Source organism: Pseudomonas sp. GG8, assembly GCF_052976945.1.
Genome location: NZ_JBRIIP010000001.1, coordinates 650,145 through 676,858, shown reverse-complemented (window position 1 = coordinate 676,858; position 26,714 = coordinate 650,145). Strand labels below are relative to the sequence as shown.

The following is a 26,714-nucleotide window of genomic DNA, read 5'->3' as shown; positions in this document are numbered from 1 at the left end:
ATTAAGTCCGCTCCGTCTTGCTCAGCCACATATCGCGCATGGAGCCGTCTTTGATCTGCATCGGGTAGACGTGCTCGCTGGTATCAACCTTGATATCAAGGAACACCAGGCGGTCCTTCATGGCGAAGGCTTCTTCCATCATCGGCTTCAAATCTTTCAACTCAGTGATTCGCATCCCGACATGACCATAGGCTTCGGCCAGTTTTACGAAGTCCGGCAAGGACTCCATGTAGGAATGTGAATGACGAGCGCCGTAGTTCATGTCCTGCCACTGACGCACCATACCCAGCGCGCCGTTGTTCAGGTTGATGATCTTCACCGGCAAGTCGTACTGCAGGCAGGTGGACAGCTCCTGGATGTTCATCTGGATACTGCCTTCACCCGTCACACAAGCGACATCCGCTTCTGGAAAGTTCAGCTTGACACCCATGGCCGCCGGGAAACCGAAGCCCATGGTGCCCAGTCCGCCGGAGTTGATCCAGCGGTTAGGCTTGTTGAAGCGATAGTACTGAGCTGCGAACATCTGGTGCTGACCCACGTCGGAGGTCACGTAGGCATCGCCACGCGTGACTTCGCTGAGCGTCTCGATAACGGTCTGAGGCTTGATGATGCTGCCGTCACCCTTGTTGTAAGGGAACATATCGCGATCAGCGCGCCACTCATCGACCTGCTTCCACCAACTGGCAACCGACTCCTTGTTAGGGGTTTCGCCGATGTCCTTGAGGGTGGCGACCATTTCGGTCAACACGCTCTCTACCGGGCCTACGATCGGGACGTCGGCCTTGATGGTTTTGGAGATCGAAGCCGGATCGATATCGATGTGGATGATCTTGGCGTTCGGGCAAAATTTTGCCGGGCCGTTGATCACTCGGTCATCAAACCGCGCACCGACCGCCAGGATCACGTCAGCATGGTGCATGGCCAGGTTGGCGGTGTAACTGCCGTGCATACCGAGCATGCCGAGAAACTGTCGGTCGTTGCCCGGGTAAGCACCAAGCCCCATCAAGGTATTGGTGACGGGTACGTTCAGCAGCTGTGCCAGCTCGGTCAATGGCGCAGAGCCATGACCCAGAATGACGCCGCCGCCTGCGTAGATGATCGGCCGCTTGGCCGCCAACAGCATTTCCACTGCCTTGCGAATCTGCCCCGAGTGACCACGCACAGCCGGGCTATAAGAGCGCAGCTTGGCTTTTTTCGGGAAGACGTATTCGAACTTCTCGGCCGGGTTGGTCATATCTTTCGGGATATCAACCACCACCGGACCAGGACGGCCGGATTGCGCCAGGTAGAACGCTTTTTTCAGGACCTCAGGAATTTCCGCAGCGCTTTTGATCATGAAGCTGTGCTTCACGATTGGCCGGGAGATACCGATCATGTCGGTCTCTTGGAACGCGTCGGTGCCGACCATGGTGCTCGGAACCTGGCCAGACAGGATCACCATCGGGATCGAGTCCATGTAGGCGGTTGCGATGCCAGTGATGGCATTGGTCGCGCCAGGGCCCGAAGTCACCAGTACCACACCGGCTTTACCGGTGGCACGGGCGTAACCGTCAGCCATATGAGTTGCTGCTTGCTCATGACGAACCAGGATGTGAGTCACAGCCGGTTCTTTGAACAGCGCGTCGTAAATATGCAGGAGGGCACCACCAGGGTACCCATAGATATTCTTAACGCCTTCGTCACGCAAAAAGCGGACGACCATTTCAGCGCCAGATAAAAGCTCCACGTTGTTCACCTCTAAAACGCCAGAATACCGCCCACAAAAAAGGGACGGGTCTTAATAGGTTTACTGCTAGCAGAGCATGAGCGACGGTGGTCGCCGACTACGTCAGCACTGACTGAGCAAGTATTGGGAGGTCCCCAAAGTGTTTGCGGGGCTTTCCCACCCAGCGCGAGGTAACGCGTTGCGGGTGTTACAGGTCGACGCGGATGTGCGCCTCATGATCTACCGAGAGGGTCTGCTTCTGGCAGTCCATCTACAGCGAACGTTGGATTGTTGTGATTAGACCTCTTCAAGTCAAGTCATCCGTGCGCTTTCTTCCGACTAACCGCATGAAAAGTCACTGAGTGACGGCTGCTGGCATGCACTTATGGTAGGTTGCCGGTGCACAGCCATCGAAGGAGGCACCATGCGCTACAGGACCCTAGCGGCCGCTCTTTTGTTTACAGTGAGCGCCACCAGCCAAGCCGGGCAGATCTATAAATGGGTCGATGCCCAAGGCCAGACTCATTTTGATGCGCAACCGCCAGCCGGGCAGTCGACGCAACAGATTGATGTGCAGAAGGCTCCGCCAGCCCCTCCCCGCCCTTCCCCGGCGGCAGGCAGCGTGCAGGGCGACCAGAAAGCAATAGAAAGCAAAGTCAAAAAACAGATTGCGGTGCAGGAGACCAAACGGGCGAAGTATTGCGAAGACGTAAGGACCAATCTGGTCCAGCTTCAAAACAATCCGCGCCTGCGTGAGGAAGTGAATGGAGACGTGAGGCGTTTGACCGAGGAAGAGCGTCAGACCCGAATAGCCGAAACCCAAAAAACCATTAGCGAAAACTGCCAGTAAACGCGCCAGGCAAAGAGCCGAGCGTCAACTGACCTCGGTGATCAGTCGATCGAACTGCGCCAGCAGTTGCTGAAGCTGTCGAGCTTCACCCTGACGGCTTGCATAGACCATCTCGGCCATTTCCAGAATACCCGACGCATTGGGTAAGGGTAGATCCTGTTCGAGGATGACTTTCATCCGCGGTAGAAAAATCCACTGCAACCACTGGTCGAACTCCAGCGTATCCACGGAAAAAGGCTCGCGACTGGCCAACGCCTGCTCACTGGGTGGCAGATCACTCCACCAACCCAGCACACGCAGTTCACGCTCGATCAGCAGCAATTGCTCTGCGATCCGAGGGAAGCGCCTATCCATCAGAAGCTGACCTTGGCTTTTTGGCGGGCCACTGCTGCGCCAGCCGGATCCCCCTGCTTCTCACGCGATTGGGCAATCAAACCCCACAGGCTTGCCTGCAGACTTGGCCGTCCATTGGCGTAAGTCAGGCCACGGCGAGCGAGCTGTTCGGCCTGCGCTGCATCCCCTTGAGCCAGACGCACTTGCGCCAGACGGTAAAGCACTTGCGGCTCACGGGGCGCCACACGCTGGGCACGCTCAAGGCTCGACGACGCGCCATTCAGATCGCCGCTGGCTTGTTGCTGCTGAGCCGTCGTGAGCAACGACAAGACCGGGCCATCCAGCTGTTCGTCCGCAGACAAACCGCCACCACTTGGGATACCGCTCGGCATTACAGGCGCAGGCGCGCCGTAGTTGCCGGTATTAGCGGGCGCCGTATTCACGGGGGCAGAGTTGATCGGCGATGGGCTGATCGGCGACGTATCGATCGGGCTGGTGCTGATCGGCGCAGTATTGATTGGCGCCGCGTAACTCTGGATCGGCGCAGAACTACCACCACCGCCAGGCACCATCACCACTACACCTGAATCTTGCGGGATCGCTTGCCGCTGCTGAGGCTGGGCAACATTGGGCCGATACGTGCCCTTGTTGTTGGCGGGGATACGCTCACTGTTGGAGACCTTGCTACCGGAGTCCACCACCGGAATTGAGCCACGCTGCACGCTGGCACAGCCATTAAGCAAAGCCAAAGCCGTTACCGCAGGAATCCACCACTTATTCACATCACATCCTCTTTGCTTAATTCAACCAGCCCTTGACCCAATCCATCACTGCATCGGCCGGTGCTGGATTGACACCGCCACAGGCTGCGCCGGGTGCCGGTTCACTGCCGCGAATATACGGCATCTGGACCGCATTCGGGCAGGTTGAATCGGAGCCTTGACCGGTACTGGCATTGATCCAGACCTGAACCACATTGTCCGGCTGCGGCATATCCAATGGAAGTGGGTCTGCCTTGCGCATGAAGCTTGTCCAAATCTGCAACGCGCCGGTGGCACCGGTAAACGGAGTCTTGCCGTTATCATCGCGGCCCAGCCAGACAACGGCCAGCAAGTCCTGACTGAAACCCGCGAACCAACTGTCACGCGAGTCGTTACTAGTGCCGGTTTTGCCCGCCAGATTCAGAGAGCTCGGCAGTTGACTGTAGACCGACTTACCCGTGCCTTCGCGCATGACGCGCTGCATCGCATTCTGTACCAGGTAAATCGAGCCCGGATCGAAACGCTGCTGAATCTGGAACGGATAACGCTTGAGTGGCTCGCCCTCGGCAGTCAGTACGCTGCGAATACCGCGCATCGGCGTATTGAAGCCACCGTTTGCAATGGTTTGGTACATGGTTGCCACCTCCATCGGACTGAGCCCGCCCGCGCCCAGCAACATCGACGGATACGCAGGCCATTCACGGGTCACACCCAACTTGGCCAAGGTTTTGAACACATTCGGCACACCCAGCTCAAGCCCCAGTTTGGCCGTGGACAAGTTGTAGGAATGTGCCAACCCTTGGTACAGGAAAATGTTGCCATGCGCCTTGCGGTCGTAATTCTGAGGTTTCCAGATCTGACCATCTGCACCCTTGACCGAAAATGGCTCGTCGGACACCCAACTGGTCAGCGTGTACTGACTTGGACGCTCGAGGGCCGTGAGATAGATGGCCGGCTTGACCAGCGACCCAATCGGCCGTACGGCATCGATTGCCCGGTTGAACCCGGCATACCCTGCCTGACGGCTACCGACCAACGCCTGGACTTCGCCGGTTTCCGGATTGGTCACGACCATTGCCGCCTCCACATCCTCGGAACCCTTGCGACCCGCCAACTTCTTGAATGTTTCGTTGACCGCGGCCTCGGACTTCATCTGCAGGATCGGATCAAAACTGGTGAAGATGCGCAGACCTTCTTCGGTCAAGTCTTCGTCGCGATAGTCTTCACGCAACTGACGTTTGACCAAGTCCAGGAAGCCGGGGAACGAGCTGTCCGCCAGGCTGCCAGTCTTGGTCACACCCAGCGGCATTTTCTTGGCCGCAGCGACGACTTCCGGCGTCGCCACGCCCTGTTGCTCCAGAAGGTCGAGCACCAGGTTGCGGCGTTCCAGCGCGCGCTCGGGATAGCGGCGCGGGTTGTAATAGGAAGGGCCTTTAACCATGCCGACCAGCAGCGCTACCTGATGCAACTTCAGTTCGGACAGCGGCTGGCTGAAGAAGTACTGGCTGGAGAGACCGAAACCGTGGACTGCTCGTTGCCCGTCCTGCCCAAGGAAGACCTCGTTGAGGTAAGCCTCGAGGATTTCCTGCTTGCTGTAGTGCACCTCCAGCAGCAAGGCCATCATGGCTTCGGTCAGTTTCCGGTTAAGGCTGCGCTCGTTGCTCAGGTAGAAGTTCTTGACCAACTGCTGGGTCAGCGTACTGCCGCCCTGACGCATCTGCCCGGCAGACGCGTTGACCCAGAACGCCCGGGCAATCGACTTTGGCGACACACCGAAATGGTGATAAAAATCCCTGTCTTCAACCGTGATCAGCGTATCGAGCAAATACGGCGGCGCCTGATCGATCTTGATCAGGATGCGGTCTTCGAGATTCTTCGGGTAAAGCCCGCCGATCAATAACGGTTCGAGCCGCGCAACCGACAATTTCGAGCCATCGGTCGCCGATAACCCGGCCACATAGTCGCCCGAGAAACGCACGCTGACTTGCTGTGCAGGGTCCGTGCCTTCATAAAACTGGAAACCACGGGTATTGAGATCGACCCTGGTGCCGTTCACCGCTGCCGCGCCCGGCCCATTGGCGACGCTTTCACGGCGATAGCCCAAGGCATCGAGTTCAGTCAGGAAATCGACCTGAGAAAGCTTTTGTCCGACGAATAGCTCCAGCGGGCGGGCGTAAACCTTGGCCGGAATCGTCCAGCGCTTGCCAGAAAACTTTTCCTGGACGATAGCGTCGAGATAAACCGCAAAGCCTGCGAGCACGACAAGGCCTACCAGTCCGAGCTTCAAAGCCCAGCCAAACCAGGTGCGAAGACCGCCAGAGGCGCGTTTTTTGGGGGTACGGGGAGTGCGGGTACGAGTCATGGCGGCGGATTATACGCACTTTGTTCACGATCGACAGGCACCCTCGGGCGGTTTGCAGCGCAGCCATGAATCGCCATAATAGCAGCCTTGATTTTCAACCCCTTGAAGGATCGCCTGTGAGCCAGTCCCTGATTGCCGCGCTGCAAAACCCGGCCCTCTATCCGCATCCGGTAGAAGGTTTCCAGGTCATTGAGACGCATATCTCGTGGGTGCTGCTCACCGGCCCCTACGCGTACAAAATCAAGAAGCCGGTCAACTTCGGCTTCCTCGATTTCACCAGCCTGCCGGCACGCGAGCATTTTTGTCGCGAAGAGCTGCGCCTGAACCAGCGTCTGACTAGCGATTTGTACCTGGATGTCTTGCCGATTACCGGCAGCGTTGAAGCACCGCAACTGGGCGGCGATGGCGAGGTCATCGAGTACGCACTTAAAATGCGCCAGTTCCCACAAAGCCAGTTGCTCAGCACGCTGCAGGCCAATGGCGAATTGACGCCGTCGCACATCGACGAGATGGCCAGGCAGATTGCAGAGTTCCACATCAACGCACCGCACGTCCCACAGGAACATGCGCTTGGCGCACCTGAAAGCGTGATGGCGCCGGTCCTGCAAAATTTCGAACAAATCCGCCCGTTGATCAGTGACAAGGCTGACCTGCAGCAACTGGACGCGCTCCAGGCGTGGGCTGAGTCCAGCTTCGAGCGACTCAAAGACCTTTTCGCACAGCGCAAGGCGGCAGGTTTCATTCGCGAGTGCCATGGCGATATTCACTTGGGAAACGCCACGCTGATCGACGGCAAGGTGGTGATTTTCGACTGCATTGAATTCAACGAGCCCTTCCGCCTGACTGATGTCTATGCCGACATCGCGTTCCTGGCCATGGACCTGGAAGACCGCGGCCTGAAATCACTGTCACGGCGCTTCATCAGCCAGTACCTGGAACTGACCGGCGATTATCAGGGCCTGGAACTGCTGAATTTCTACAAAGCCTATCGTGCACTGGTCCGTGCCAAGGTTGCATTGTTCAGCCTGCCAGAGCACGCCGATCCCGTGCAACGCGCCAGCACCCTGCGCCAATACCGCAATTACGCCAACCTGGCAGAAAGCTACAGCGCCATCCCATCGCGGTTTCTGGTCATTACCCACGGTGTTTCCGCCGTCGGCAAGAGCCACGTAGCCATGCGTCTGGTGGAAGCATTGGGCGCGATTCGCTTACGCTCTGACGTCGAACGTAAACGTCTTTTCGGCAAGCACAGCGAGAACGGCGGTATTTATAGTGCCGACGCCAGCGTTGCCACCTATACCCACCTGCATCAACTGGCTGACAACGTATTGCGCGCAGGCTTCCCGGTCGTGATTGACGCGACCTACCTCAAGCGCGAGCAACGCGACGCCGCAGCAAAAGCTGCCGAGGCTTCGGGGGCGCCGTTCCTGATCCTAGATTGCAACGCGCCACAAGCGGTGATCGCGGGTTGGCTGGCGCAACGTCAGGCGCAAAATGTTGATCCGTCCGACGCGACCATGGAAGTGATTGAAGCTCAACAGGCCCATCGTGAAGCCTTGGGCGCTGATGAGATTCTGCGCAGCAAACGCGTCGAGACCAACAACAGCAGCGATCTTGATGGTCTGGTTGCCCATATCCGCCAGCGCCTGCCGGGGCTGTAAGCGATACTTTGTGCCGTGACGCAGTTAATGCTTCACGGCACAAAAATAGTGGCATTATACTGGCGCCACAATTCCAACAGGAGATGCCCCCATGAGCCAGCCTAAACAGCTCGACTCCCCGCTCTACGCTCTTCTGCACCAAGACGACATCACGGCCTTCAATGAACAGAAGCCAAAAACGGGTACCGTCGATCTTGTCGGCGGAGATTTCCGCGGTCTTGATCTACGCAGGCTGGACGCCACCGGTGTCGATTTCACGGATGCCTATTTTCGTGCAGCCGATCTACGCGGAGTGGACCTGCGTCACACCGCACTGGAAGGCGCCAGCATTGGCCATGCACAGATCTCCGGGACTTTTTTCCCGGCGGAACTGACGGCGGATGAAATTCTGATGTCTGTCAACTTTGGCACCCGGTTGCGCTACAGAACTAAATGATCGCCCGATAATCGGGCCCCGCACGCTCTATCGTGCGGGCCTGATCGTGCTGCCCATGTCCCCTGCGCATACCTGCCCCCTCCGAACTTGCCCCTGTCGAATGTCGCCTTCCCGAGCGAGCTTTAGCCTGCTGTATCAATAGCCCGCGCTTTCGCCACTGCCCGCTACACTCCTTTCAGATTTGCTCACACCGCAAACACAGTGCAGTGCTCAGCCATCGCAAGGAGGCTCGATGAACGATGAACTGCAACACTTGAAAAACCTCGGCAAGACGTCTGCCCAATGGCTGCATGCCGTCGGCATTCATAATGCTTCCGACTTGCGTCGGCTAGGCCCGGTGAACGCTTACAAAGCGGTACGTGCTCGAGGTTTTCGAGCATCGAAAGTGCTGCTTTATGCCATTGAAGGCGCGCTGTTGGACATGCATTGGAATGACATCCCCGTCGAGCGTAAACAAGCTCTGAACCAGCAACTTGAAGCACTTGCGCCGACCCAAAGGTACTAGGCGTCAATCCGTTGAAATTAGTTATGGACCAGGCATTGACACGCAAATGAGAATCGTTATTATTTCTGCAGCTGGTCGATGATTTGAAAGGCCAGTGGTTCGGACTCTCAGATTATCTCCTCATCAGGCTAATCACGGTTATTGACCCGGCTTTTTGCCGGGTCTTTTTTTGCCTGTATGAAAGCGCCGCCATCGCACTCGGCTAGTGCCCCGGCGCCAGCACGCCTAGCCGGGTCAGCACATCGTCGAGCAGGCTCGAAGCCCCTAGTCGCACACGATTGACATTGACCCAATGCGGGCCGAAGCGGGCACGAGCCAGGTCGAGATAGACCTGCGCATCCTCGAACGTGCGAATCCCGCCTGCCGCTTTGATTCCGGCCTGCCCGCCTGCCTCGGCAATCACCTCCAATATGATACGTCCGGCCTGGGGCGTGGCATTGACTGCGACTTTTCCAGAACTGGTCTCAATGAAATCAGCACCCGCCGCCAGGACGTCCACGCAGGCCTTACGGATGATCTGTGGGTCTTTCAATTCACCGGTTTCCAGAATGACCTTGAGTACCGCCCGTTCGCCACACGTCGTTTTGCACGCCGCAACCAAGTCCATCGCCGCTTGCTGGTCACCAGTCAGCAGGGTGCGATACGGGTACATCAGATCAATCTCATCGGCACCGGAGGCCAGGGCACCCCTGGTTTCAGAAACAGCGGACTGGATGTTGAGCCCGCCGTACGGAAAGTTGGCGACGGCGGCGACGCGCACCGTCTCCGCGTGCAATTCATCCAGGGTACGCCGCGCCAGTTGCACAAAACGCGGATAGACACACACGGCGGCGACAGTCCCCACGGGCGTTAGCGCTCGCTGGCAAAGGGCGATAATCCGCGCCTCTGTGTCATCGGCGTTGAGCAGGGTCAGATCAAGCAATCCGATCACTTGACGCGCCAACTGCTCATCCTGCGGAGTCATTTCGTTCATTCTGTCCAATCCCTTACACAACAGGCAGAACAATAAACGAGGCCGATGCTCCAGACTCGATCAAGCGTCGAACAGGGACATGGACTACAAAACTAAGGGAAGAGTCCGAATGAAGACGTGCCTAGGTGTGCGATGACAGCGATGATCAAGGCTTTTTAGGCTGGGCCCGCCATTGTGCGCAGTAATCCTGCTCAGGCAATGCCGGGGTGTACCAGACGTAATCGGCAGCCCCTTGCGACACCGGAGCGCCGGCTTGCGCCAGAAGCAGCACAACGGTGCCGTGGCTGACACCCAGATCCAGAAGGTGCGTGGGCACACCCAAGTCCTTGCGCGCATGGTAAGTACCGGCAAACAGCAGCGCGGGTGAAGGTGCTTCGAGCAGTCTCTGCGCCATGCGCCGGTCTCGCTGCTGCTGGACCGCGAGCATCGCAGGCATGTGCTCTTCCGGCAGCAATCCGCAATGGGATTCACGAATCTGATTCAGCAATTGCTCGCGCACCGCCGGGGTGGTCGAATGCACGCCGGTCAGCGTCGGTGCTTGCGTGTAGATCGCCGTGACGTCGCGAGCATCCAGGTTCGCCGACAACAACGGATAGGGCTGTCCCAGCGCATAGCGCACGACAGGCCCGTAAAGAGCCCAGTCCCAGCCCTTTTGCCACGCCAAAGCAGCGGGCAGGTCATCAGGAATACCCGACTTTCTGACCTCCGCCTGGACCGCATCAACCTTCGCTTGTTGGTCAGGAGTGAGCATTTCCAACAGCAGGCTGCCTTGCGCACGCTGATCGGCCAGCACCTGCAAAAGCCATAGCTGCAACGCATGATGATCGGGGTTGTCGTGCTGCTCACCGACAAGGACCCTCGGCGCCTGCGCTAAACGCTCGGCCAGCTGCTGCGGCGTCAGTTCCCGACCGCTGCTCATATCACGGATGACCCCGACATCCGCCTGCTCATGCCCACGCGGGCTTTGCCAGGCAGGTACCTTTCGTACGGGGGACGTGGTTTGGCAAGCACTCAGCGTAGCCAGTAACCCGGCAAGCAACATAATCCAGAGCAAACGAAGCATCAGGCCTGCCTTTTATCGCGCGATGATCAGAGGATGGCCGCGTTCGGGGTGAGCTTGCACCAATACCTCCAGGCCAAAGACCGACTTGAGGGGCTCAGGCTGGAGAACGACGGCAGGACTGCCCAGCGAATGGGCGTGACCACTCGCCAACAACAGTAAACGATCACAGTAGCGCGCAGCCAGATTCAAATCGTGCAGGATGACCATCACCGCGGCCCCGCGATCGGAAAACTCGCGGACTGCTTGCAGAATGGTGTGCTGATGCAGCGGGTCGAGCATTGATGTTGGCTCGTCGAGTAATAACGTTTGACCACGTTCACCCGGCCATAGCTGTGCCAGCACACGCGCCAAGTGCACGCGCTGGCGTTCGCCACCGGACAACGCCATATAACTGCGCCCCTGTAGATGCGCCGCATCCGCAGCGATCAACGCGGCACGAATGACGTCCGCATCACGCACCCGACCACTGTCATGGGGCAAGCGCCCCATCGCCACCACCTCCTCCACCCTAAAAGAAAAACTCAAGGTCGAGCTTTGCGGCAGTACCGCCAAACGCTGCGCCCGCTCTGAACCGCCCCAGTCGGCCAATCTTTTTTGATCCAGCCAAACCTGCCCCCGAGCGGCTTTCAGCTCACCACACAACGCCCCCAGCAAGGTACTTTTGCCGGCACCGTTGGGGCCCAGTACGCCGAGAATCTCACCTGGGCGAAGGTCCAGTGTGATATCCGTCAACACCGTTTTTGTACCGCGTTGAATGTGCAGGTTTTCACTGCGTAGCATCAGGTGCGCCCTCGTAACGGCATCAGGTACCTCCACGCACCCGTCATCAGGTACGCCCACGCACCAACAGGTATAAAAAGAACGGCGCACCCAAAAATGCGGTCACGATACCGATCGGCAGCTCAGTTGGCACCAATACCAAACGCGCAAAGATATCCGCAAACAACAACAGGCAGGCCCCCGCCAACGCCGAGGCAGGTAACAGCACGCGATGATCAGGCCCCGTCAACAAGCGCACCAGATGCGGCACGATCAGTCCGATAAAGCCAATCATGCCCGCCGCAGCCACTGCTGCACCGACACCCAGCGCGGTACAAAAAATCAGTTCACGCTTGAGCTTTTCGACATCGACGCCCAAATGCCGGGCTTCGGATTCCCCCAGCAGCAAGGCGTTCAACGCTTTGGCCCGACGCGGCAGCCACACGATGATCAGCACACAGACCAATAGCAACGGCCACAATCGGGCGTAGCTGGCGCCGTTGAGGCTGCCCAGATTCCAGAATGTCAGGGTGCGCAAGGTGGCGTCATCGGCCAGGTAGGTGAACAGGCCGATGGTCGACCCCGCCAATGCGGTCAGTGCGACGCCGGCCAACAGCATGATCGCGATGCTGGTCTGCCCATCGCGCCGACCCAATCGATAGACCATCGCGGTCACGCCCAGCCCACCGATGAACGCACACAGCGACAACAAATAGGGCGCTAGCACTTCCGGCAAGCCGCCAAAAACCGAGCCGCTGACAATCGCCACCGCAGCGCCCAAGGCTGCACCGCTGGAAACACCGACCAGTCCGGGATCGGCCAGCGGATTGCGAAACAAGCCTTGCATGGCAGCGCCAGTCAATGCCAGCACCGCACCGACGACCAGCCCAAGAAGGGTACGCGGCAAGCGGATCTGGCTGAGAATCAGTTCGGCCTGCTCCAGGCCTGCGCCCGACACGGGTACGCCCAGCAGACGCAACCCCGCTCGCAAGGTGTCCATCAGCGGCAAACTGATGGGGCCCAGCGCCAGGGAAAGCCAAAACGCGATAAAGCACACCCCACTCAAACCAATGAACAGGGCGCGCGGCGGCACTAAACCGTTCATTGCGGCGACAACTCCGCCATAGAGCCTTCGGCCACCCGAGACGCCGGTTTACAAAAGGATTCGGCACAAAGACCGAGACCGCTGGCACGAAGGCCCATATCGAGGTTCCCTTGAATATTGACCGCTAGCCACTTTCAGGAAGCAGCATCCAACGGCCAGAGCTGCGACACTGTCGAGCGTTGAACACGCCAGCTGTTCGATAATTGTTGGCATTCTTGCATCAAGCTTAATCACCCGCTCAGGCCATTTCGCGTCCGGGTGGGAACTTACTGGTGATCGGAGCCAAGCATGAAATTTCTCTGCGCCGCAGATTACCTGACTGAATCCCAAAGTCGGGGTTTTGATTTAGACGGTCTCAAACTGCTGGCGATACGCCGGGAAGGGCAAGTCTTTGTCTACCGCAACCGCTGTCCGCATCGAGGTGTACCGCTGGAGTGGCAGCCGGATCAATTTCTCGACACGAGCGCAAGCCTGATTCAGTGCGCAACCCACGGCGCCCTGTTTCTGATTGAAAGCGGAGAATGTGTGTCCGGGCCTTGCGCAGGACAATCGTTAAGCGCAATTGCTTGTCGCGAAGACCCGAGCGGGGTCTGGATCAGCCCGACCTAGTCACGTTGACGGTGCTAAATGCACCTCAAGCCGACGGTCGATGCGAACCTCATCAGGGGTCAACTGCACTCCGTAGGCCAAGACCTGAACACCTGCCGCAACCGCGTCACTCAGGGCCGCAGCATACGCAGGGTCAATCTCTTCGGCCGGGCGCACTGCGTCGATCCCGGTCAGATTGACGCAATACAACAGCACCGCACGCACACCTTCCCGAGCCAGGCTCGCCAACTCACGAAGATGGCGAGCCCCGCGCTGGGTCACTGCGTCTGGAAAAGCAGCAATCCGCGAATCGTCAAACCCCAGAGTCACGCTTTTGACTTCGACAAAGGCAGGCCCGCTCGAATAATCCAGGCGAAAATCCACCCGACTGTTTTCCTGGCCGTAAGCCACCTCTCGCTTGAGGGCGGTAAAGCCGTTCAGCTCGGTGATCACCCCAGCAAGCAAGGCCTCCTCCACCAGGTGATTCGCCCGTCCGGTGTTGACACAGGCGAAGCGCCCTTGCGGGGTTTCACTGATCTCCCACGTACCCGGCAGCTTGCGTTTGGGATCGTTGGATCGACTGAACCAAATGCGCCCACCCGGCGCCATGCAGTTGAACATCGAACCGGTATTGGGGCAGTGAATAGTCAGCTTTTCGCCACTGGCCGTTTCAATGTCGGCGAGAAAGCGCTTGTAGCGAATCAGTAGACGGCCTTGTTCCAGTTCAGGAGAAAAGCGCATCAGCCCTGCCAACTCCGCAGGCCACGGGCAATCCGCTCAACCGCCTCCTGCAAACGCGGCAGGCTCTGGGTGTAGGCAAACCGTACGTGGTGACCCGCCTGAAAACGGCCGAAGTCCAACCCTGGGGTGATCGCGACGTGCTCCGTTTCCAGAAAGTGCCGACAGAACGCAAACGCATCGCCGCCAAAGGCGCTGATGTCCGCGTAAAGGTAGAACGCTCCCTCTGGCTCGACAGCAATGCCAAAACCCAATTCGCGCAAGGCCGGCAACAGGAAATCACGCCGACGCCCAAACTCGGCACGTCGCTCTTCGAGAATCGCCAGGGTCTGCGGTTCGAAACAGGCCAGCGCCGCATACTGGGCCATGCTCGGTGCACTGATGTAGAGGTTTTGCGCGAGTTTTTCCAGGTCTGCCACAGCATCTTCGGGGGCGACCAACCAACCCAAACGCCAGCCGGTCATACCGAAATACTTGGAGAAGCTATTCAGCACGAAAGCATCATCATCGACTTCAAGCACGCTGGCCGCATCGCAGCCGTAAGTCAGCCCGTGGTAGATCTCGTCCACCACCAAATGGCCATTACGCGCTTTCAACGCCGCGGACAACGCAGCCAGCTCATCGCGTTGTAGCAAAGTACCGGTCGGGTTGGCTGGCGATGCGACCAGCGCGCCGACGCTGTCCTGGTTCCAGTTCTGCGCCACCAGATCCGGCGTCAGTTGATAACGAACCTCCGGCCCCACCGGCACCAGTTGCGCGGCCCCCTCAACCAGTCGGAGAAAATGCCGGTTGCACGGGTAACCTGGGTCGGCCAACAGCCAGTGTTTACCGGGGTCTACCAGCAGGCTGCTGGCAAGCAGCAAGGCGCCCGAACCACCGGGGGTCACAAGAATTCGGTGCGGATCGACAGTCACCTGATAACGCTGGGCATAGAAGCCAGCGATGGCTTCACGCAACTCGGGCAACCCACGGGCAGCGGTGTAGCGGGTTTTGCCCGCAGCCAATGCCGCCTGACCGGCTGCAATGATCGGCTCGGCCGTAGTGAAGTCCGGCTCGCCGATCTCCAGATGGATGACATCGTGACCCTCTGCCTGCAGTTCATTCGCCCGCGCCAGCAAAGCCATGACATGAAAAGGTTCGATAGCGCGACTGCGTGCACTGTAGGGCTGAGCCATAAGTCTTCCTTTTAGCGGGGAGCGTCGAAGTATTAATCCCGCGATTCTACCCAAGCGCCCGCGCAAGAGCCCGTTTAATGACGCGTTTACTGTCGAGCGGCGCCGAAACCTGATCGAAAATAAAACCCGGCAGGCGCCGTTGCGGGGACTAAAATTAGATTTCCGAACGCGTTTTTACGCCCAATGTCCAACTATCAGGGCTTTAAAGCCAAGCAATGACTGCACGCTCGACAACGGGGAGTGGCGCGCTCCGATTCGATCTGGTAAGTTCGCCCGCTTGCAGCCGCAGGGCCGGCAGGTGTCGGTGATGGATCATTCCTGCGCAATGGATTAGAAGAGTAAGAGGCGGTCCATTCATGCCCAATAAAGCACAGCAACAGAACAGCCAACTGATTCGCGGCTTTGTACCCTACGTTGAGAGTAAGGGCGAGGAGTACATGGGCGTTCGTATGCGCGCTCACTTCACCCATATTCTTGGCCAATGGAAAAAGGAACTGATGCAGGAGGTCGACAGGACCGTGCATCACATGCAGGATGAAGCTGCTAACTTTCCTGATCCTTCAGACCGCGCCAGCCAGGAAGAAGAATTCAGCCTGGAGCTGCGTGCCCGCGACCGTGAGCGTAAGTTGATCAAAAAGATCGACAAGACGCTGCAACTGATCGAAGACGAAGAATACGGTTGGTGCGAGTCATGCGGTGTAGAGATCGGTTTGCGCCGACTGGAAGCCCGTCCTACAGCCGACCTGTGCATCGATTGCAAAACACTGGCGGAAATCAAGGAAAAACAGGTCGGTAAATAATCTGTTTTCAACCTGAACAAGGGGCGCTCCGGCGCCCCTTGTGGTTCCTGGCGATTTGATTTGTCAGTGGATCGTGATCAACGAGTTCCAGTAACATCGCCCCCATGAAATCCCCTCCCTACATCGGGCGCTTTGCGCCAACCCCCAGCGGTTACCTGCATTTCGGCTCATTGGTTGCGGCCCTGGCCTCGTACCTTGACGCCCGCGCAGTGGGCGGCAAATGGCTTATGCGCATGGAGGATCTCGATCCGCCGCGCGAAGTCGCCGGTGCACAACTGGCGATTCTGCAAACCCTGGAGCGCTACGGTTTCGAGTGGGACGGCGAGGTCGTCTACCAAAGACTGCGCCACGAGGCTTATGCTCAGGTGGTAAATCGCTGGTTGAGCCAGGGCCTGGCTTACGCCTGCACCTGCTCGCGCAAACAGCTGGAAGACTTCCACGGTATTTATCCGGGTCTGTGCCGCAATGCCGGACATGACCCTGAGCACGCGGCGGTACGTATCCGCGTGCCGGAGCTGGAGTACCGCTTCAAGGACCGTGTGCAAGGCGAGTTTGCTCAGCATCTGGGGCGAGACGTTGGCGACTTCGTCATTCGTCGGCGTGATGGTCTCTACGCCTATCAATTGGCGGTAGTGATCGACGATGCCTGGCAAGGGGTCACCGATATAGTGCGCGGCGCCGACCTGCTCGATTCCACGCCCCGCCAGCTTTACTTGCAAGAATTGCTCGGTCTGCCGCAACCCCGTTATCTGCACGTCCCGCTGATCACTCAGCCCGACGGCAACAAACTGGGCAAGTCGTATCGCTCGCCGCCCCTGTCCAGCGACCAGGCCATCCCACTCCTGCTGCGAGCCCTGCGGGCATTGGGCCAGCCCGTCAGCGATGAGCTTGAATATGCCAGCCTCAGAGAGTTACTCGACTGGGGAATTCGCCATTGGGACGCTGCGCTCATCCCCCGCACCCACAGTCTTGAAGAGGCTCTATTAAGCTGAGTTGGCATGCCAAGCGCACTCAAGTTCTGACCGTTATTAAAACGCCACTTGCAGCTTGGCCACCATCCAGTACCATCGCCGCACCTTTTTAGTGAGGGACCAGCATGTATATCTATCGATTGGTCCTGCTCCTGGTGGTGGGAATATACCTATTTTCCCCAGCCATCATGGACTGGTGGATTGAGCCGACAGGCGCGTGGTATCGCCCGTATTTACTCTGGCTGATTCTGATCGTCGTGACCTTTATCCTGCAGAGTCAACGTGATGCCGATGAGCTTTAGCCTGACCCAGATGATCCTGATCAGTGCCACCTATTTGCTGGTGCTGTTCGGCGTCGCCTGGGTCAGTGAGCGCGGCCTGATTCCGCGCTGGATCATTCGTCACCCGCTGACCTACACCTTGTCTCTCGGGGTGTATGCCAGCGCCTGGGCTTTTTATGGCACCGTTGGTCTGGCGTATCAGTACGGTTACGGCTTCCTTTCCAGCTACCTGGGTGTGTCCGGGGCCTTTCTGTTGGCGCCGGTGTTGCTCTACCCGATCCTCAAGATCACCCGCACATACCAGCTATCATCACTGGCCGACTTGTTCGCCTTCCGCTTTCGCAGCACCTGGGCCGGCGCGCTGACCACCATTTTCATGTTGATTGGCGTGCTGCCGTTACTGGCCTTACAGATCCAGGCCGTGGCCGACTCCATCAGCATCCTGACCCGTGAGCCAGTGCAGAACCGCGTTGCACTGGCGTTCTGCGCACTGATCACCCTGTTCACTATTTTCTTTGGTTCGCGGCACATCGCGACTCGGGAAAAGCATGAGGGCCTGGTGTTCGCCATCGCCTTCGAATCGGTGATCAAGTTGATCGCGGTCGGCGGTATTGGCCTATACGCCTTGTACGGAGTGTTCGACGGCCCGCAGCAACTGGAGCAGTGGCTGCTGCAAAACCAGGCTGCACTCGCCGCCCTGCATACCCCGTTGCAGGAAGGCCCTTGGCGCACCCTGTTGCTGGTGTTCTTTGCCTCAGCGATTGTCATGCCGCACATGTACCACATGACCTTCACCGAAAACCTCAATCCGCGTTCGCTGGTCAGCGCCAGCTGGGGTTTGCCGCTGTTTCTGTTGCTGATGAGCCTGGCCGTGCCGCTGATTCTCTGGGCCGGCCTTAAACTCGGCGCCACCACCAGCCCTGAATACTTCACTCTGGGCATCGGCATTGCCGCCAACAACAAAGCCCTGGCGCTACTGGCGTATGTCGGCGGGTTATCGGCAGCAAGCGGACTGATCATCGTCACCACCCTGGCCCTGTCCGGGATGGCGCTCAACCACCTGGTGTTGCCGCTGTATCAGCCACCTGCCGAAGGCAATATCTACCGCTGGCTGAAGTGGACCCGCCGCGCACTGATCGTCGCGATCATCATGGCCGGCTACGGGTTTTACCTGTTGATTGGCGCGCAGCAGGACTTGGCAAATCTGGGCATTGTGGCCTTCGTCGCCACTCTGCAGTTTTTACCGGGTGTGCTGTCGGTCCTGTATTGGCCGACTGCCAACCGTCGGGGCTTTATCGCCGGGTTGCTGGCCGGGATCATCGTGTGGATGGTGACCATGCTGTTGCCGTTGATCGGCAACTTTCAGGGTTTCTACATTCCTCTGCTGAACATGATTTACGTGCTCGACGACACCAGTTGGCACATGGCAGCCATCGCTTCGCTGGCGGCCAACGTTCTGATATTCACCCTGATTTCGCTGTTCAGTGATGCCAGCCCGGAAGAAGCCAGCGCCGCCGAGGCGTGCGCCGTCGACAACGTCCGACGCCCACAACGCCGCGAGCTGCACGCTGCCTCACCCCAGGAATTCGCCACCCAGTTGGCCAAACCCCTCGGCGCCAAGGCCGCCCAAAAAGAAGTCGAACAGGCACTGCGCGACCTCTATCTGCCCTTCGATGAACGTCGACCTTATGCCCTGCGCCGCTTGCGCGACCGGATCGAAGCCAACCTGTCCGGGCTGATGGGCCCCAGCGTCGCTCAGGACATGGTCGAAACCTTCCTGCCGTATAAGTCCGGCAGCGAAAACTACGTCACCGAAGACATCCACTTTATCGAGAGCCGCCTCGAGGACTACCACTCCCGGCTGACTGGCCTTGCCGCCGAACTCGATGCCTTGCGCCGCTATCACCGCCAGACCCTGCAAGAACTGCCAATGGGCGTGTGCTCCCTGGCCAAGGATCAAGAGATCCTGATGTGGAACAAGGCCATGGAGGAATTGACCGGCATCGCTGCGCAGCGCGTAGTGGGTTCGCGACTGGAAACCATCGCCGATCCATGGAAAGCATTGCTGCAAGGCTTTATTGACCTGCCCGACGAACACTTGCACAAACAACGCTTGGGGCTCGACGGTCAAACCCGCTGGCTGAACCTGCACAAAGCGGCCATTGATGAACCGCTTGCCCCCGGCAACAGCGGCCTGGTATTGCTGGTCGAAGACTTGACCGACACCCAGATGCTCGAAGACAAACTGGTGCACTCCGAACGCCTGGCCAGCATCGGTCGTCTGGCGGCGGGTGTCGCCCACGAAATAGGCAACCCGATCACCGGCATCGCCTGCCTGGCCCAGAACCTGCGCGAAGAGCGCGAGGACGACAGCGAACTGAGCGAAATCAGCAGCCAGATCCTTGAGCAGACCAAACGTGTTTCGCGCATCGTCCAGTCGCTGATGAGCTTCGCCCATGCCGGCGGTCATCAACATTCCGACGAACCGGTTTGCCTGGCCGAAGTGGCGCAAGATGCCATCGGTCTGCTGGCGCTGAACCGGCGTAACTACGAAGTTCAATTCTTCAACCTGTGCAACCCCGAACACTGGGTCGATGGCGACCCACAGCGACTGGCGCAAGTGTTGATCAACCTGCTCACCAACGCCCGTGACGCGTCGCCTTCGGGCTGCGCGGTGCGGGTTAAAAGCGAGGCATCGGAACACACGGTCGATCTGATCGTAGAAGATGAAGGCAGTGGCATTCCAAAAGCGATCATGGACCGATTATTCGAACCATTCTTCACGACCAAGGATCCAGGAGAAGGTACCGGACTGGGCCTCGCACTGGTCTATTCCATCGTGGAAGAGCATTATGGACAAATCACCATCGACAGCCCGGCCGACCCCGAGCACCAACGCGGTACCCGTATTCGGGTGACATTACCGCGTCATGTCGAAGCGACGTCCGCTGTGAACTGAGACCGTCGAGAGTATCGAATCAATGCCGCACATTCTGATCGTCGAAGACGAAACAATTATCCGCTCGGCCCTGCGTCGCCTGCTGGAACGCAACCAGTACCAGGTCAGCGAAGCGGGTTCGGTGCAGGAAGCCCAGGAACGTTTCAGCATCCCCTCGTTTGACCTCATCGTCAGCGATCTGCGTCTGCCTGGCGCACCCGGCACCGAATTGATCAAGCTGGGCCAGGGTAAACCTGTCCTGATCATGACCAGCTATGCCAGCCTGCGCTCTGCCGTGGATTCGATGAAAATGGGCGCGGTGGACTACATCGCCAAACCCTTCGATCACGACGAAATGCTCCAGGCCGTCGCGCGTATTTTGCGTGACAGGCAAAGCATCCAAAGCCTCCAGGCTGAACGTAGCGCAGCCGCGTCCAAGCCTGCTGGCGCTGGCGGCACCGATAAAGGTGCGGTCGACAACAGTAACGGCGAAATCGGCATTATTGGCTCGTGCCAACTGATGCAGGACCTTTACATCAAAATCCGCAAAGTCGCGCCAACCGACTCCAACGTGCTGATCCAGGGCGAGTCCGGCACCGGTAAAGAGTTGGTGGCCAGAGCCCTGCACAACCTGTCCAAACGCGCCAAGGCACCGATGATTTCGGTGAACTGTGCCGCAATCCCGGAATCATTGATCGAGTCCGAGTTGTTCGGCCACGAAAAAGGGGCGTTCACCGGTGCCAGCGCCAGCCGGGCAGGTCTGGTCGAAGCGGCTGACGGCGGCACCCTGTTTCTCGATGAGATCGGCGAGTTGCCGCTGGAGGCTCAGGCGCGGCTGTTGCGCGTACTCCAGGAAGGCGAAATCCGTCGCGTTGGCTCGGTGCAATCGCAAAAAGTCGATGTGCGCTTGATTGCTGCCACCCACCGTGACCTCAAGAGCCTGGCCAAAGTCGGCCAGTTCCGTGAAGACCTGTATTACCGTCTGCACGTTATCGCCCTGAAACTACCAGCCCTGCGCGAACGGGGTGCCGACGTCAATGACATCGCCCACGCTTTCCTGGCCCGGCAAAGCGCGAAAGTCGGTCGTACCGACCTTAAGTTCGCCCCGGATGCCGAGCAGGCCATCCGTCATTACACGTGGCCCGGTAACGTTCGCGAGTTGGAAAACGCAGTCGAGCGCGCCGTGATTCTGTGCGAGAGCCCTGAAATCTCTGCCGAACTGCTGGGCATCGATATCGAGCTGAGCGACCTGGATGATGACGATTTCATGGGCCTGGCCCCACAGCAAAGCTCGTCCGGTTCCACGAGCCACGAGCCAACCGAAGACCTGTCCCTGGAAGACTACTTCCAGCACTTCGTTCTCGAGCATCAGGACCACATGACTGAAACCGAATTGGCCCGCAAACTCGGGGTCAGCCGTAAGTGTCTGTGGGAGCGACGTCAGCGCCTGGGTATCCCGCGTCGCAAAACCGGTATCGCCAGCGAAAGCTGAGGTCATTAGGGGCTGCGAGGCTCTGGCACGCGGTGTTCCCGCCCTAGAGCAAACTGTTACCCTCCTTAGTACACGTAACAAAAGCCGGGTCTTATGGTAACGAAGACCCGGCTTTTTTATGCCTGCCAAAAACCGCAAAACCCCTCCAGCCCCCGATTTTAAAGGGATTTAAAAAGTTGGCACAGGTCCTGCTATATGTCTTGTACAAGAACAATAACAAGCAATGCAAAAGACAATAAAAATAAGACGAATCGACTCACGCACAATAAAAACAACACGGCGGAGGCGCAGCTAACTGATTCTTTTGGAGAGGAGTTGTATTTGGGGCTTGCCCCGCAACCAGGCCGAGAATAATAAAAAGCTACCCTAAGGTAGAGCCTGAACTGGTTGGATCGAACGATCATTGCAACGCAGCGACCAAAGCAATCCGTTTGCTCTTGACTCCCGACTGGGAGGTTTCACAGGCGAAAAGCTTGTGGATTGGGCACTCAATAAAAACAAAAAGCCCGACTCGATAATAAAAATAAAGCGCAAACACTTTGGGGGAGCTTCGGCTCCCCCAGTAGCTTCTGCAGAAAAACCCTCATGGTCTAACGCTCGAGCGCCTGATACAGCCCCCTGCGCGCAGCTTCCTACACCATCCCCCGACTAAATGCTAGAATCCCCGCCCATCATGCGGTCATTCTTGTTTTTTGGCCGAATATCCCTTCAAACAGTGCATCCCATGCTGAAGAAGCTATTCCAGTCATTCCGTTCCCCCGTGCGTCGACCGCAACATATTCGCAGCACGCCTGAAGTGCTCACCAGCAGCCAACACTCGCTGCAACGCGGCCAGTTCAGTCGTTACGCCGTCAGTATTGTCGAGCGCTTGCAGAACGCCGGCTATCAGGCCTATCTGGTCGGCGGCTGTGTGCGCGACCTAATGCTGCATATAACGCCCAAGGATTTCGACGTCGCCACTAGCGCCACGCCGGAGCAAGTACGCGCAGAATTCCGTAACGCACGCGTCATTGGCCGTCGCTTCAAACTGGTTCACGTCCATTTCGGTCGTGAAATCATTGAGGTCGCGACGTTTCGCGCCAACCATCCGCAAGATGATGAAGAAGAGGACAGCAACCAGTCTTCCCGCAATGAAAGCGGACGCATCCTGCGCGACAACGTTTACGGCACCCTTGAAGAAGACGCCCAGCGTCGCGACTTCACGATCAACGCGCTGTATTACGATCCGGTCAGCGAGCGTGTCCTCGACTACGCCAACGGCGTGCACGACATCCGCAATCGCTTGATCCGCCTGATTGGCGATCCACAGCAGCGGTACAAAGAAGATCCGGTGCGGATGCTGCGGGCCGTGCGTTTCGCCGCCAAGCTGGATTTCGGCATTGAAAAACACAGCGCCACGCCGATTCGGCAATTAGCGCCCATGCTGCGGGACATCCCTTCAGCGCGCCTGTTCGAAGAAGTGTTGAAGCTGTTCCTGTCCGGCTACGCCGAGTCCACCTTCGAAATGCTGGTTGACCTCGAGCTGTTCGAGCCATTGTTCCCGGCCAGCGCCAAGTCTCTGGAATTGAACCCGACGTACACCCACACGCTGATCAGCGAAGCACTGGGCAATACCGACCTGCGTATTTCGCAGAACAAACCGGTTACCCCCGCCTTCCTGTTCGCCGCGCTGCTCTGGCCTGCCCTGCCGGCCAAAGTCATTCGCCTGCAGGAACGCGGCATGCCGCCGATTCCGGCCATGCAGGAGGCCGCCCACGAGCTGATCACCGAACAGTGCCAGCGCATCGCCATTCCAAAGCGCTTCACCCTGCCGATCCGCGAGATCTGGGACATGCAGGAGCGTCTGCCTCGTCGTACCGGCAAACGTGCCGATCTGTTGCTTGATAACCCGCGTTTCCGTGCGGGCTACGACTTCTTGTTGCTGCGCGAAACCGCTGGCGAAGAAACCGATGGTCTTGGCGATTGGTGGACTGATTATCAGGAAGGCAACGACAGCGATCGACGCAACATGATTCGTGACTTGGGCAGCAAGCCCGATGCCACCGGTGCAGCCCCGCGCAAACGCCGTCGCAGCAGCGGCAGCAAACGCAAGCGCAATGGCGCCGACGCACCGACCACTTCAGGCGACTGATAGAGGGGCGATTGATCATGGAGCGTGTCTATATAGGCTTGGGCAGCAATCTGGCTGACCCGGCCGAGCAACTGCGCAACGCTCTCAAAGCCTTGGCGCACGTGGCCCAATCCAGGCTGGTGGGCGTGTCTTCCTTTTATGCCAGCGATTCGTTGTTGCCCGGCCAGCCGCGTTTTACCAATGCAGTCGCCGTGCTGGACAGCGAGCTTGAGCCCTTGGCCTTGCTCGACGCATTGCAGGCCATCGAGCTTGATCAGGGCCGCGAACGCCACGAACGCTGGGGCCCGCGCACGCTGGACCTGGATATCCTGCTATTCGGCGAACGCCTGATTGATGAGCCGCGCTTAAAAGTGCCGCACTATCACCTGCACGCCCGGCCTTTCGTCCTATATCCCCTGGCCGAACTTGCGCCTCAGTTACTCTTGGCTGACGGCCGTTACCTTGATCAGTTACTGGCAGACTGCCCATTCGTTGGGCTTGAGCGCCTCTAGCGCCTGGGCCCGACAGCAGAGCTGCGGAGATCCCGGCTCTGTGGGAATTTTTTCGCGAAGTCAGCAACCCGGTTTATCTGCCCAGGAATGCATGATCGGAGGCGCGCGCCGTAACACCTAACGCCCAGTGAGCGGTAACAGGCACACAAAACGGTAACACCCGTAATTGACTTCACGCCCCCTCCTCACGAAGATAGGCGTCCCGCTGTCCCCTACCGGGCACAAGGGCGCAAATCAGGCCATGGATAAACACCGCCAAAGACGGTGCGCCTGTTTTTTCAGATGATCTCACGCGTTGCTCGCAGTAGTTTTCACAGCGCCTGAACGAGGACTTTTTCATGCCAGAAATATCCCTGACGACCCTGCAAGGCCTCAAGCAGAAAGGTGAAAAAATCACCATGCTGACCTGCTATGACGCGACCTTTGCTCACGCAGCCAGCCAGGCAGGCGTCGAAGTTCTCCTGGTCGGCGACTCTCTGGGCATGGTGTTGCAGGGCCATGACAGCACCCTGCCCGTCACCAACGCAGAGATGGCCTACCACGTTGCCAGCGTCAAACGCGGCAATCAGGGGGCACTGATTCTCGCCGACCTTCCTTTCATGGCCTATGCCACCCTTGAGCAGACATTCGCCAACAGCGCGCAGTTGATGCAAGCCGGTGCGCACATGATCAAGGTCGAAGGCGCCGCGTGGCTGGCCGAATCGATTCGGTTGCTGGCCGAACGCGGTATCCCGGTCTGCGCGCACATGGGCCTGACCCCGCAATCGGTGAACATCCTTGGGGGCTATAAGGTGCAAGGTCGCCTGGAGGCTCAAGCTCGCCAGATGCGCGCTGACGCCATCGCACTGGAGCAAGCAGGGGTCTCCATGATCCTGCTCGAATGCGTACCCAGCGAACTGGCCCAGGAAATCACCCACGCCGTAAAAGTCCCGGTGATCGGGATCGGCGCAGGCAGCGGGACTGACGGCCAGGTACTGGTATTGCATGACATGCTTGGCCTGTCCATCACCGGCCGTGTGCCCAAGTTCGTGAGAAACTTCATGACCGGCCAGCCCGATATCCAGTCGGCGTTACAGGCGTATGTCGCAGCAGTCAAAGATGTGAGCTTCCCGGCAACTGAACACGGATTCTCAGCATGAACACAGTAAAAACCGTACGTGAATTGCGTGCCGCCATCGCTCGAGCACGTAGCGAAGGCAAGCGGATCGGCTTGGTCCCAACCATGGGTAACCTGCACAGCGGTCACGCTGCATTAATCGTCAAGGCGGCCCAACGTGCCGATTTCGTGGTGGCGAGCATCTTCGTCAACCCGCTGCAGTTCGGCCCGACCGAAGACCTTGCGACCTATCCGAGAACACTGCCCGCCGATCAGGAGACGCTGCTGCAGGCCGGCTGCCATCTGCTGTTCGCACCGTCGGTCGAAGAAATGTACCCGCATGGCATGGAAGACCAAACCCTGGTCAGTGTTCCGCACTTGTCTGAAGGGCTGTGCGGCGCCAGTCGTCCTGGCCATTTCGACGGCGTGGCCACGGTGGTCAGCAAGCTGTTCAACATGGTTCAGCCCGATCTGGCGGTCTTCGGCCAGAAGGACTTCCAGCAACTGGCAGTGATTCGCGCGCTGGTTCGTGACCTGAACATGCCGATCCAGATCATCGGCGAACCGACCGTACGTGCGGCCGATGGCCTGGCGCTGTCGTCGCGCAATGGCTATCTCAGCGAAGAGCAGCGTGCTGCAGCGCCAGCGCTGTATCGCGTGATAAAACATATCGCCGAGGCTATCCACATCGGCGAGCGCGATTTGAACTTCCTGCTCGCCAACGGCGTGGATCAACTCAAGGCCGCCGGGTTTCGCCTCGATTATCTGGAAATCCGCAACGCAACCACCCTGCGCCCTACCACAGCGGAAGATCACGACCTGGTGATTCTGGCAGCTGCATATATGGGTCCAACACGCTTGATCGACAATCTGCACCTGACCAAGGAATAAAAATGCACGCAATCATGCTCAAGGCCAAGCTACACCGTGCCGAGGTCACTCACGCCGTACTCGACTACGAAGGCTCTTGCGCCATCGACGGCGAATGGCTGGACCTGTCAGGGATTCGCGAATACGAGCAAATCCAGATTTACAACGTCGACAATGGCGAGCGCTTCACCACCTACGCCATTCGTGGCGAAGAAGGGTCACGGATGATTTCCGTGAACGGTGCCGCAGCCCATAAGGCGAAGGTCGGTGACCGTGTGATCATCTGCGCCTATGCTCATTACAGCGAAGCAGAACTGCTCAATTTCAAACCGCGCATGCTGTACATGGCCGCAGGTAATGAACTTAGCCACACCAGCAATGCCATACCCGTGCAGGTTGCCTGAGTTATCCCTGAACACGTAAAAATGACGATCCACTGGAAAGCCCGGCCGTTGACGTGTGAAAAATAGTACCGAGCGAAGGCAACGCAGCGCGCAGACAGGCCAGGCAACTCGCGTTAGAGTTCAGTGACCCGTCTACGCTCACTGACGGAGCATCGACGTCTTCACATCCACCGTCCGGGCTTTTTTAGCGCCCGAAAAGGCAGTTCAAGTACAAGGAAACCCTCAG

At 58.4% G+C, this 26,714-nt stretch carries 25 protein-coding genes; 15 read left to right on the top strand and 10 right to left on the bottom strand.

Features of this window, described 5'->3' with window-relative positions:
• Window position 1: 1 nt before the first annotated feature.
• On the bottom strand, window positions 2-1,726 hold the full coding sequence (locus ACVBEG_RS03370; RefSeq protein WP_219063790.1) for an acetolactate synthase 3 large subunit: 1,725 nt from the start codon (window positions 1,724-1,726) through the stop codon (window positions 2-4).
• 403 nt (window positions 1,727-2,129) lie between these two features.
• Between ACVBEG_RS03370 and ACVBEG_RS03365 the strand changes: the two genes are divergently transcribed.
• Entirely contained in the window at window positions 2,130-2,555 is a 426-nt protein-coding gene (locus tag ACVBEG_RS03365; RefSeq protein WP_330201840.1) for a DUF4124 domain-containing protein, read from the top strand.
• A gap of 24 nt (window positions 2,556-2,579) precedes the next feature.
• Here ACVBEG_RS03365 and ACVBEG_RS03360 read toward each other — a convergent pair whose 3' ends face one another.
• From ACVBEG_RS03360 to mrcB, 3 genes are read right to left on the bottom strand one after another with little or no spacing between them, the layout of a single operon-like run.
• The gene (locus ACVBEG_RS03360) at window positions 2,580-2,909 is read right to left on the bottom strand and encodes a YqcC family protein (protein WP_330201839.1); all 330 of its coding nucleotides are present in this window, start codon (window positions 2,907-2,909) and stop codon (window positions 2,580-2,582) included.
• Window positions 2,909-3,670 (bottom strand): tetratricopeptide repeat protein, encoded by a 762-nt coding sequence (locus ACVBEG_RS03355; RefSeq protein ID WP_322177851.1) that lies wholly within the window; start codon window positions 3,668-3,670, stop codon window positions 2,909-2,911. Before ACVBEG_RS03355 ends, ACVBEG_RS03360 begins: the two co-directional genes overlap by 1 nt.
• A 16-nt stretch (window positions 3,671-3,686) precedes the next feature.
• Entirely contained in the window at window positions 3,687-6,011 is a 2,325-nt protein-coding gene (gene mrcB, locus ACVBEG_RS03350; RefSeq protein ID WP_322177850.1) for a penicillin-binding protein 1B, read from the bottom strand.
• A gap of 116 nt (window positions 6,012-6,127) precedes the next feature.
• On the opposite strand from mrcB, the gene ACVBEG_RS03345 reads away from it, so the two are divergent.
• The 3 genes from ACVBEG_RS03345 to ACVBEG_RS03335 all read left to right on the top strand — a co-directional run bounded on the left by ACVBEG_RS03345 (window position 6,128) and on the right by ACVBEG_RS03335 (window position 8,613).
• Entirely contained in the window at window positions 6,128-7,672 is a 1,545-nt protein-coding gene (locus ACVBEG_RS03345) for a bifunctional aminoglycoside phosphotransferase/ATP-binding protein (protein ID WP_322177849.1), read from the top strand.
• A gap of 91 nt (window positions 7,673-7,763) precedes the next feature.
• Window positions 7,764-8,108, top strand: coding sequence for a pentapeptide repeat-containing protein (locus tag ACVBEG_RS03340; protein ID WP_322177848.1), 345 nt, complete (start codon window positions 7,764-7,766; stop codon window positions 8,106-8,108).
• A 232-nt stretch (window positions 8,109-8,340) separates the two neighbouring features.
• The gene (locus ACVBEG_RS03335; RefSeq protein ID WP_322177847.1) at window positions 8,341-8,613 is read left to right on the top strand and encodes a TfoX/Sxy family protein; all 273 of its coding nucleotides are present in this window, start codon (window positions 8,341-8,343) and stop codon (window positions 8,611-8,613) included.
• A gap of 202 nt (window positions 8,614-8,815) precedes the next feature.
• Here the strand turns inward: ACVBEG_RS03335 and deoC are convergent, their stop codons facing one another.
• The 4 genes from deoC to ACVBEG_RS03315 all read right to left on the bottom strand — a co-directional run bounded on the left by deoC (window position 8,816) and on the right by ACVBEG_RS03315 (window position 12,513).
• Window positions 8,816-9,586, bottom strand: coding sequence for a deoxyribose-phosphate aldolase (deoC, locus tag ACVBEG_RS03330; RefSeq protein ID WP_322177846.1), 771 nt, complete (start codon window positions 9,584-9,586; stop codon window positions 8,816-8,818).
• 145 nt (window positions 9,587-9,731) lie between these two features.
• Window positions 9,732-10,649, bottom strand: a complete 918-nt coding sequence (locus ACVBEG_RS03325) for a ChaN family lipoprotein (RefSeq protein WP_322177845.1) — start codon at window positions 10,647-10,649, stop codon at window positions 9,732-9,734.
• Between the two features lie 12 nt (window positions 10,650-10,661).
• On the bottom strand, window positions 10,662-11,429 hold the full coding sequence (locus ACVBEG_RS03320; RefSeq protein ID WP_322177844.1) for a heme ABC transporter ATP-binding protein: 768 nt from the start codon (window positions 11,427-11,429) through the stop codon (window positions 10,662-10,664).
• 46 nt (window positions 11,430-11,475) lie between these two features.
• On the bottom strand, window positions 11,476-12,513 hold the full coding sequence (locus ACVBEG_RS03315; protein ID WP_447107392.1) for a FecCD family ABC transporter permease: 1,038 nt from the start codon (window positions 12,511-12,513) through the stop codon (window positions 11,476-11,478).
• A 288-nt stretch (window positions 12,514-12,801) separates the two neighbouring features.
• On the opposite strand from ACVBEG_RS03315, the gene ACVBEG_RS03310 reads away from it, so the two are divergent.
• Entirely contained in the window at window positions 12,802-13,122 is a 321-nt protein-coding gene (locus tag ACVBEG_RS03310; protein ID WP_322177843.1) for a Rieske (2Fe-2S) protein, read from the top strand.
• Here the strand turns inward: ACVBEG_RS03310 and sfsA are convergent, their stop codons facing one another.
• Together sfsA and ACVBEG_RS03300 are read right to left on the bottom strand one after the other, a co-directional pair.
• Window positions 13,123-13,842: a DNA/RNA nuclease SfsA gene (sfsA, locus tag ACVBEG_RS03305; RefSeq protein WP_322177842.1), complete on the bottom strand. Its 720-nt coding sequence runs from the start codon at window positions 13,840-13,842 to the stop codon at window positions 13,123-13,125. It abuts the gene before it with no gap.
• Window positions 13,842-15,014, bottom strand: a complete 1,173-nt coding sequence (locus ACVBEG_RS03300; RefSeq protein WP_219063804.1) for a pyridoxal phosphate-dependent aminotransferase — start codon at window positions 15,012-15,014, stop codon at window positions 13,842-13,844. The genes sfsA and ACVBEG_RS03300 overlap by 1 nt, the downstream gene beginning before the upstream one ends.
• 356 nt (window positions 15,015-15,370) lie before the next feature.
• Between ACVBEG_RS03300 and dksA the strand changes: the two genes are divergently transcribed.
• From dksA to panD, 10 genes are all read left to right on the top strand, one after another.
• Window positions 15,371-15,814, top strand: a complete 444-nt coding sequence (dksA, locus tag ACVBEG_RS03295; RefSeq protein ID WP_219063805.1) for an RNA polymerase-binding protein DksA — start codon at window positions 15,371-15,373, stop codon at window positions 15,812-15,814.
• Window positions 15,815-15,918: 104 nt separating this feature from the next.
• Window positions 15,919-16,806 carry a tRNA glutamyl-Q(34) synthetase GluQRS gene (gluQRS, locus tag ACVBEG_RS03290; protein WP_443690527.1) on the top strand — a complete coding sequence of 296 codons (888 nt, stop codon included), beginning with the start codon at window positions 15,919-15,921 and terminating at the stop codon, window positions 16,804-16,806.
• A gap of 104 nt (window positions 16,807-16,910) precedes the next feature.
• Entirely contained in the window at window positions 16,911-17,087 is a 177-nt protein-coding gene (locus tag ACVBEG_RS03285; RefSeq protein WP_003250005.1) for a hypothetical protein, read from the top strand.
• Complete coding sequence (locus ACVBEG_RS03280) at window positions 17,071-20,025, top strand: sensor histidine kinase (protein WP_322177840.1); 2,955 nt, start codon at window positions 17,071-17,073, stop codon at window positions 20,023-20,025. The genes ACVBEG_RS03285 and ACVBEG_RS03280 overlap by 17 nt, the downstream gene beginning before the upstream one ends.
• Window positions 20,026-20,047: 22 nt before the next feature.
• Complete coding sequence (locus tag ACVBEG_RS03275; protein WP_322177839.1) at window positions 20,048-21,496, top strand: sigma-54-dependent transcriptional regulator; 1,449 nt, start codon at window positions 20,048-20,050, stop codon at window positions 21,494-21,496.
• A gap of 724 nt (window positions 21,497-22,220) precedes the next feature.
• The gene (locus ACVBEG_RS03270) at window positions 22,221-23,627 is read left to right on the top strand and encodes a polynucleotide adenylyltransferase PcnB (RefSeq protein WP_322177838.1); all 1,407 of its coding nucleotides are present in this window, start codon (window positions 22,221-22,223) and stop codon (window positions 23,625-23,627) included.
• A gap of 17 nt (window positions 23,628-23,644) precedes the next feature.
• On the top strand, window positions 23,645-24,118 hold the full coding sequence (gene folK, locus ACVBEG_RS03265; RefSeq protein ID WP_322177837.1) for a 2-amino-4-hydroxy-6-hydroxymethyldihydropteridine diphosphokinase: 474 nt from the start codon (window positions 23,645-23,647) through the stop codon (window positions 24,116-24,118).
• 338 nt (window positions 24,119-24,456) lie between these two features.
• Entirely contained in the window at window positions 24,457-25,257 is an 801-nt protein-coding gene (gene panB / locus ACVBEG_RS03260) for a 3-methyl-2-oxobutanoate hydroxymethyltransferase (protein ID WP_322177836.1), read from the top strand.
• The gene (gene panC, locus ACVBEG_RS03255) at window positions 25,254-26,105 is read left to right on the top strand and encodes a pantoate--beta-alanine ligase (protein WP_322177835.1); all 852 of its coding nucleotides are present in this window, start codon (window positions 25,254-25,256) and stop codon (window positions 26,103-26,105) included. The genes panB and panC overlap by 4 nt, the downstream gene beginning before the upstream one ends.
• A 2-nt stretch (window positions 26,106-26,107) precedes the next feature.
• Window positions 26,108-26,488: an aspartate 1-decarboxylase gene (panD, locus tag ACVBEG_RS03250; protein WP_064118696.1), complete on the top strand. Its 381-nt coding sequence runs from the start codon at window positions 26,108-26,110 to the stop codon at window positions 26,486-26,488.
• Window positions 26,489-26,714 lie beyond the last annotated feature (226 nt).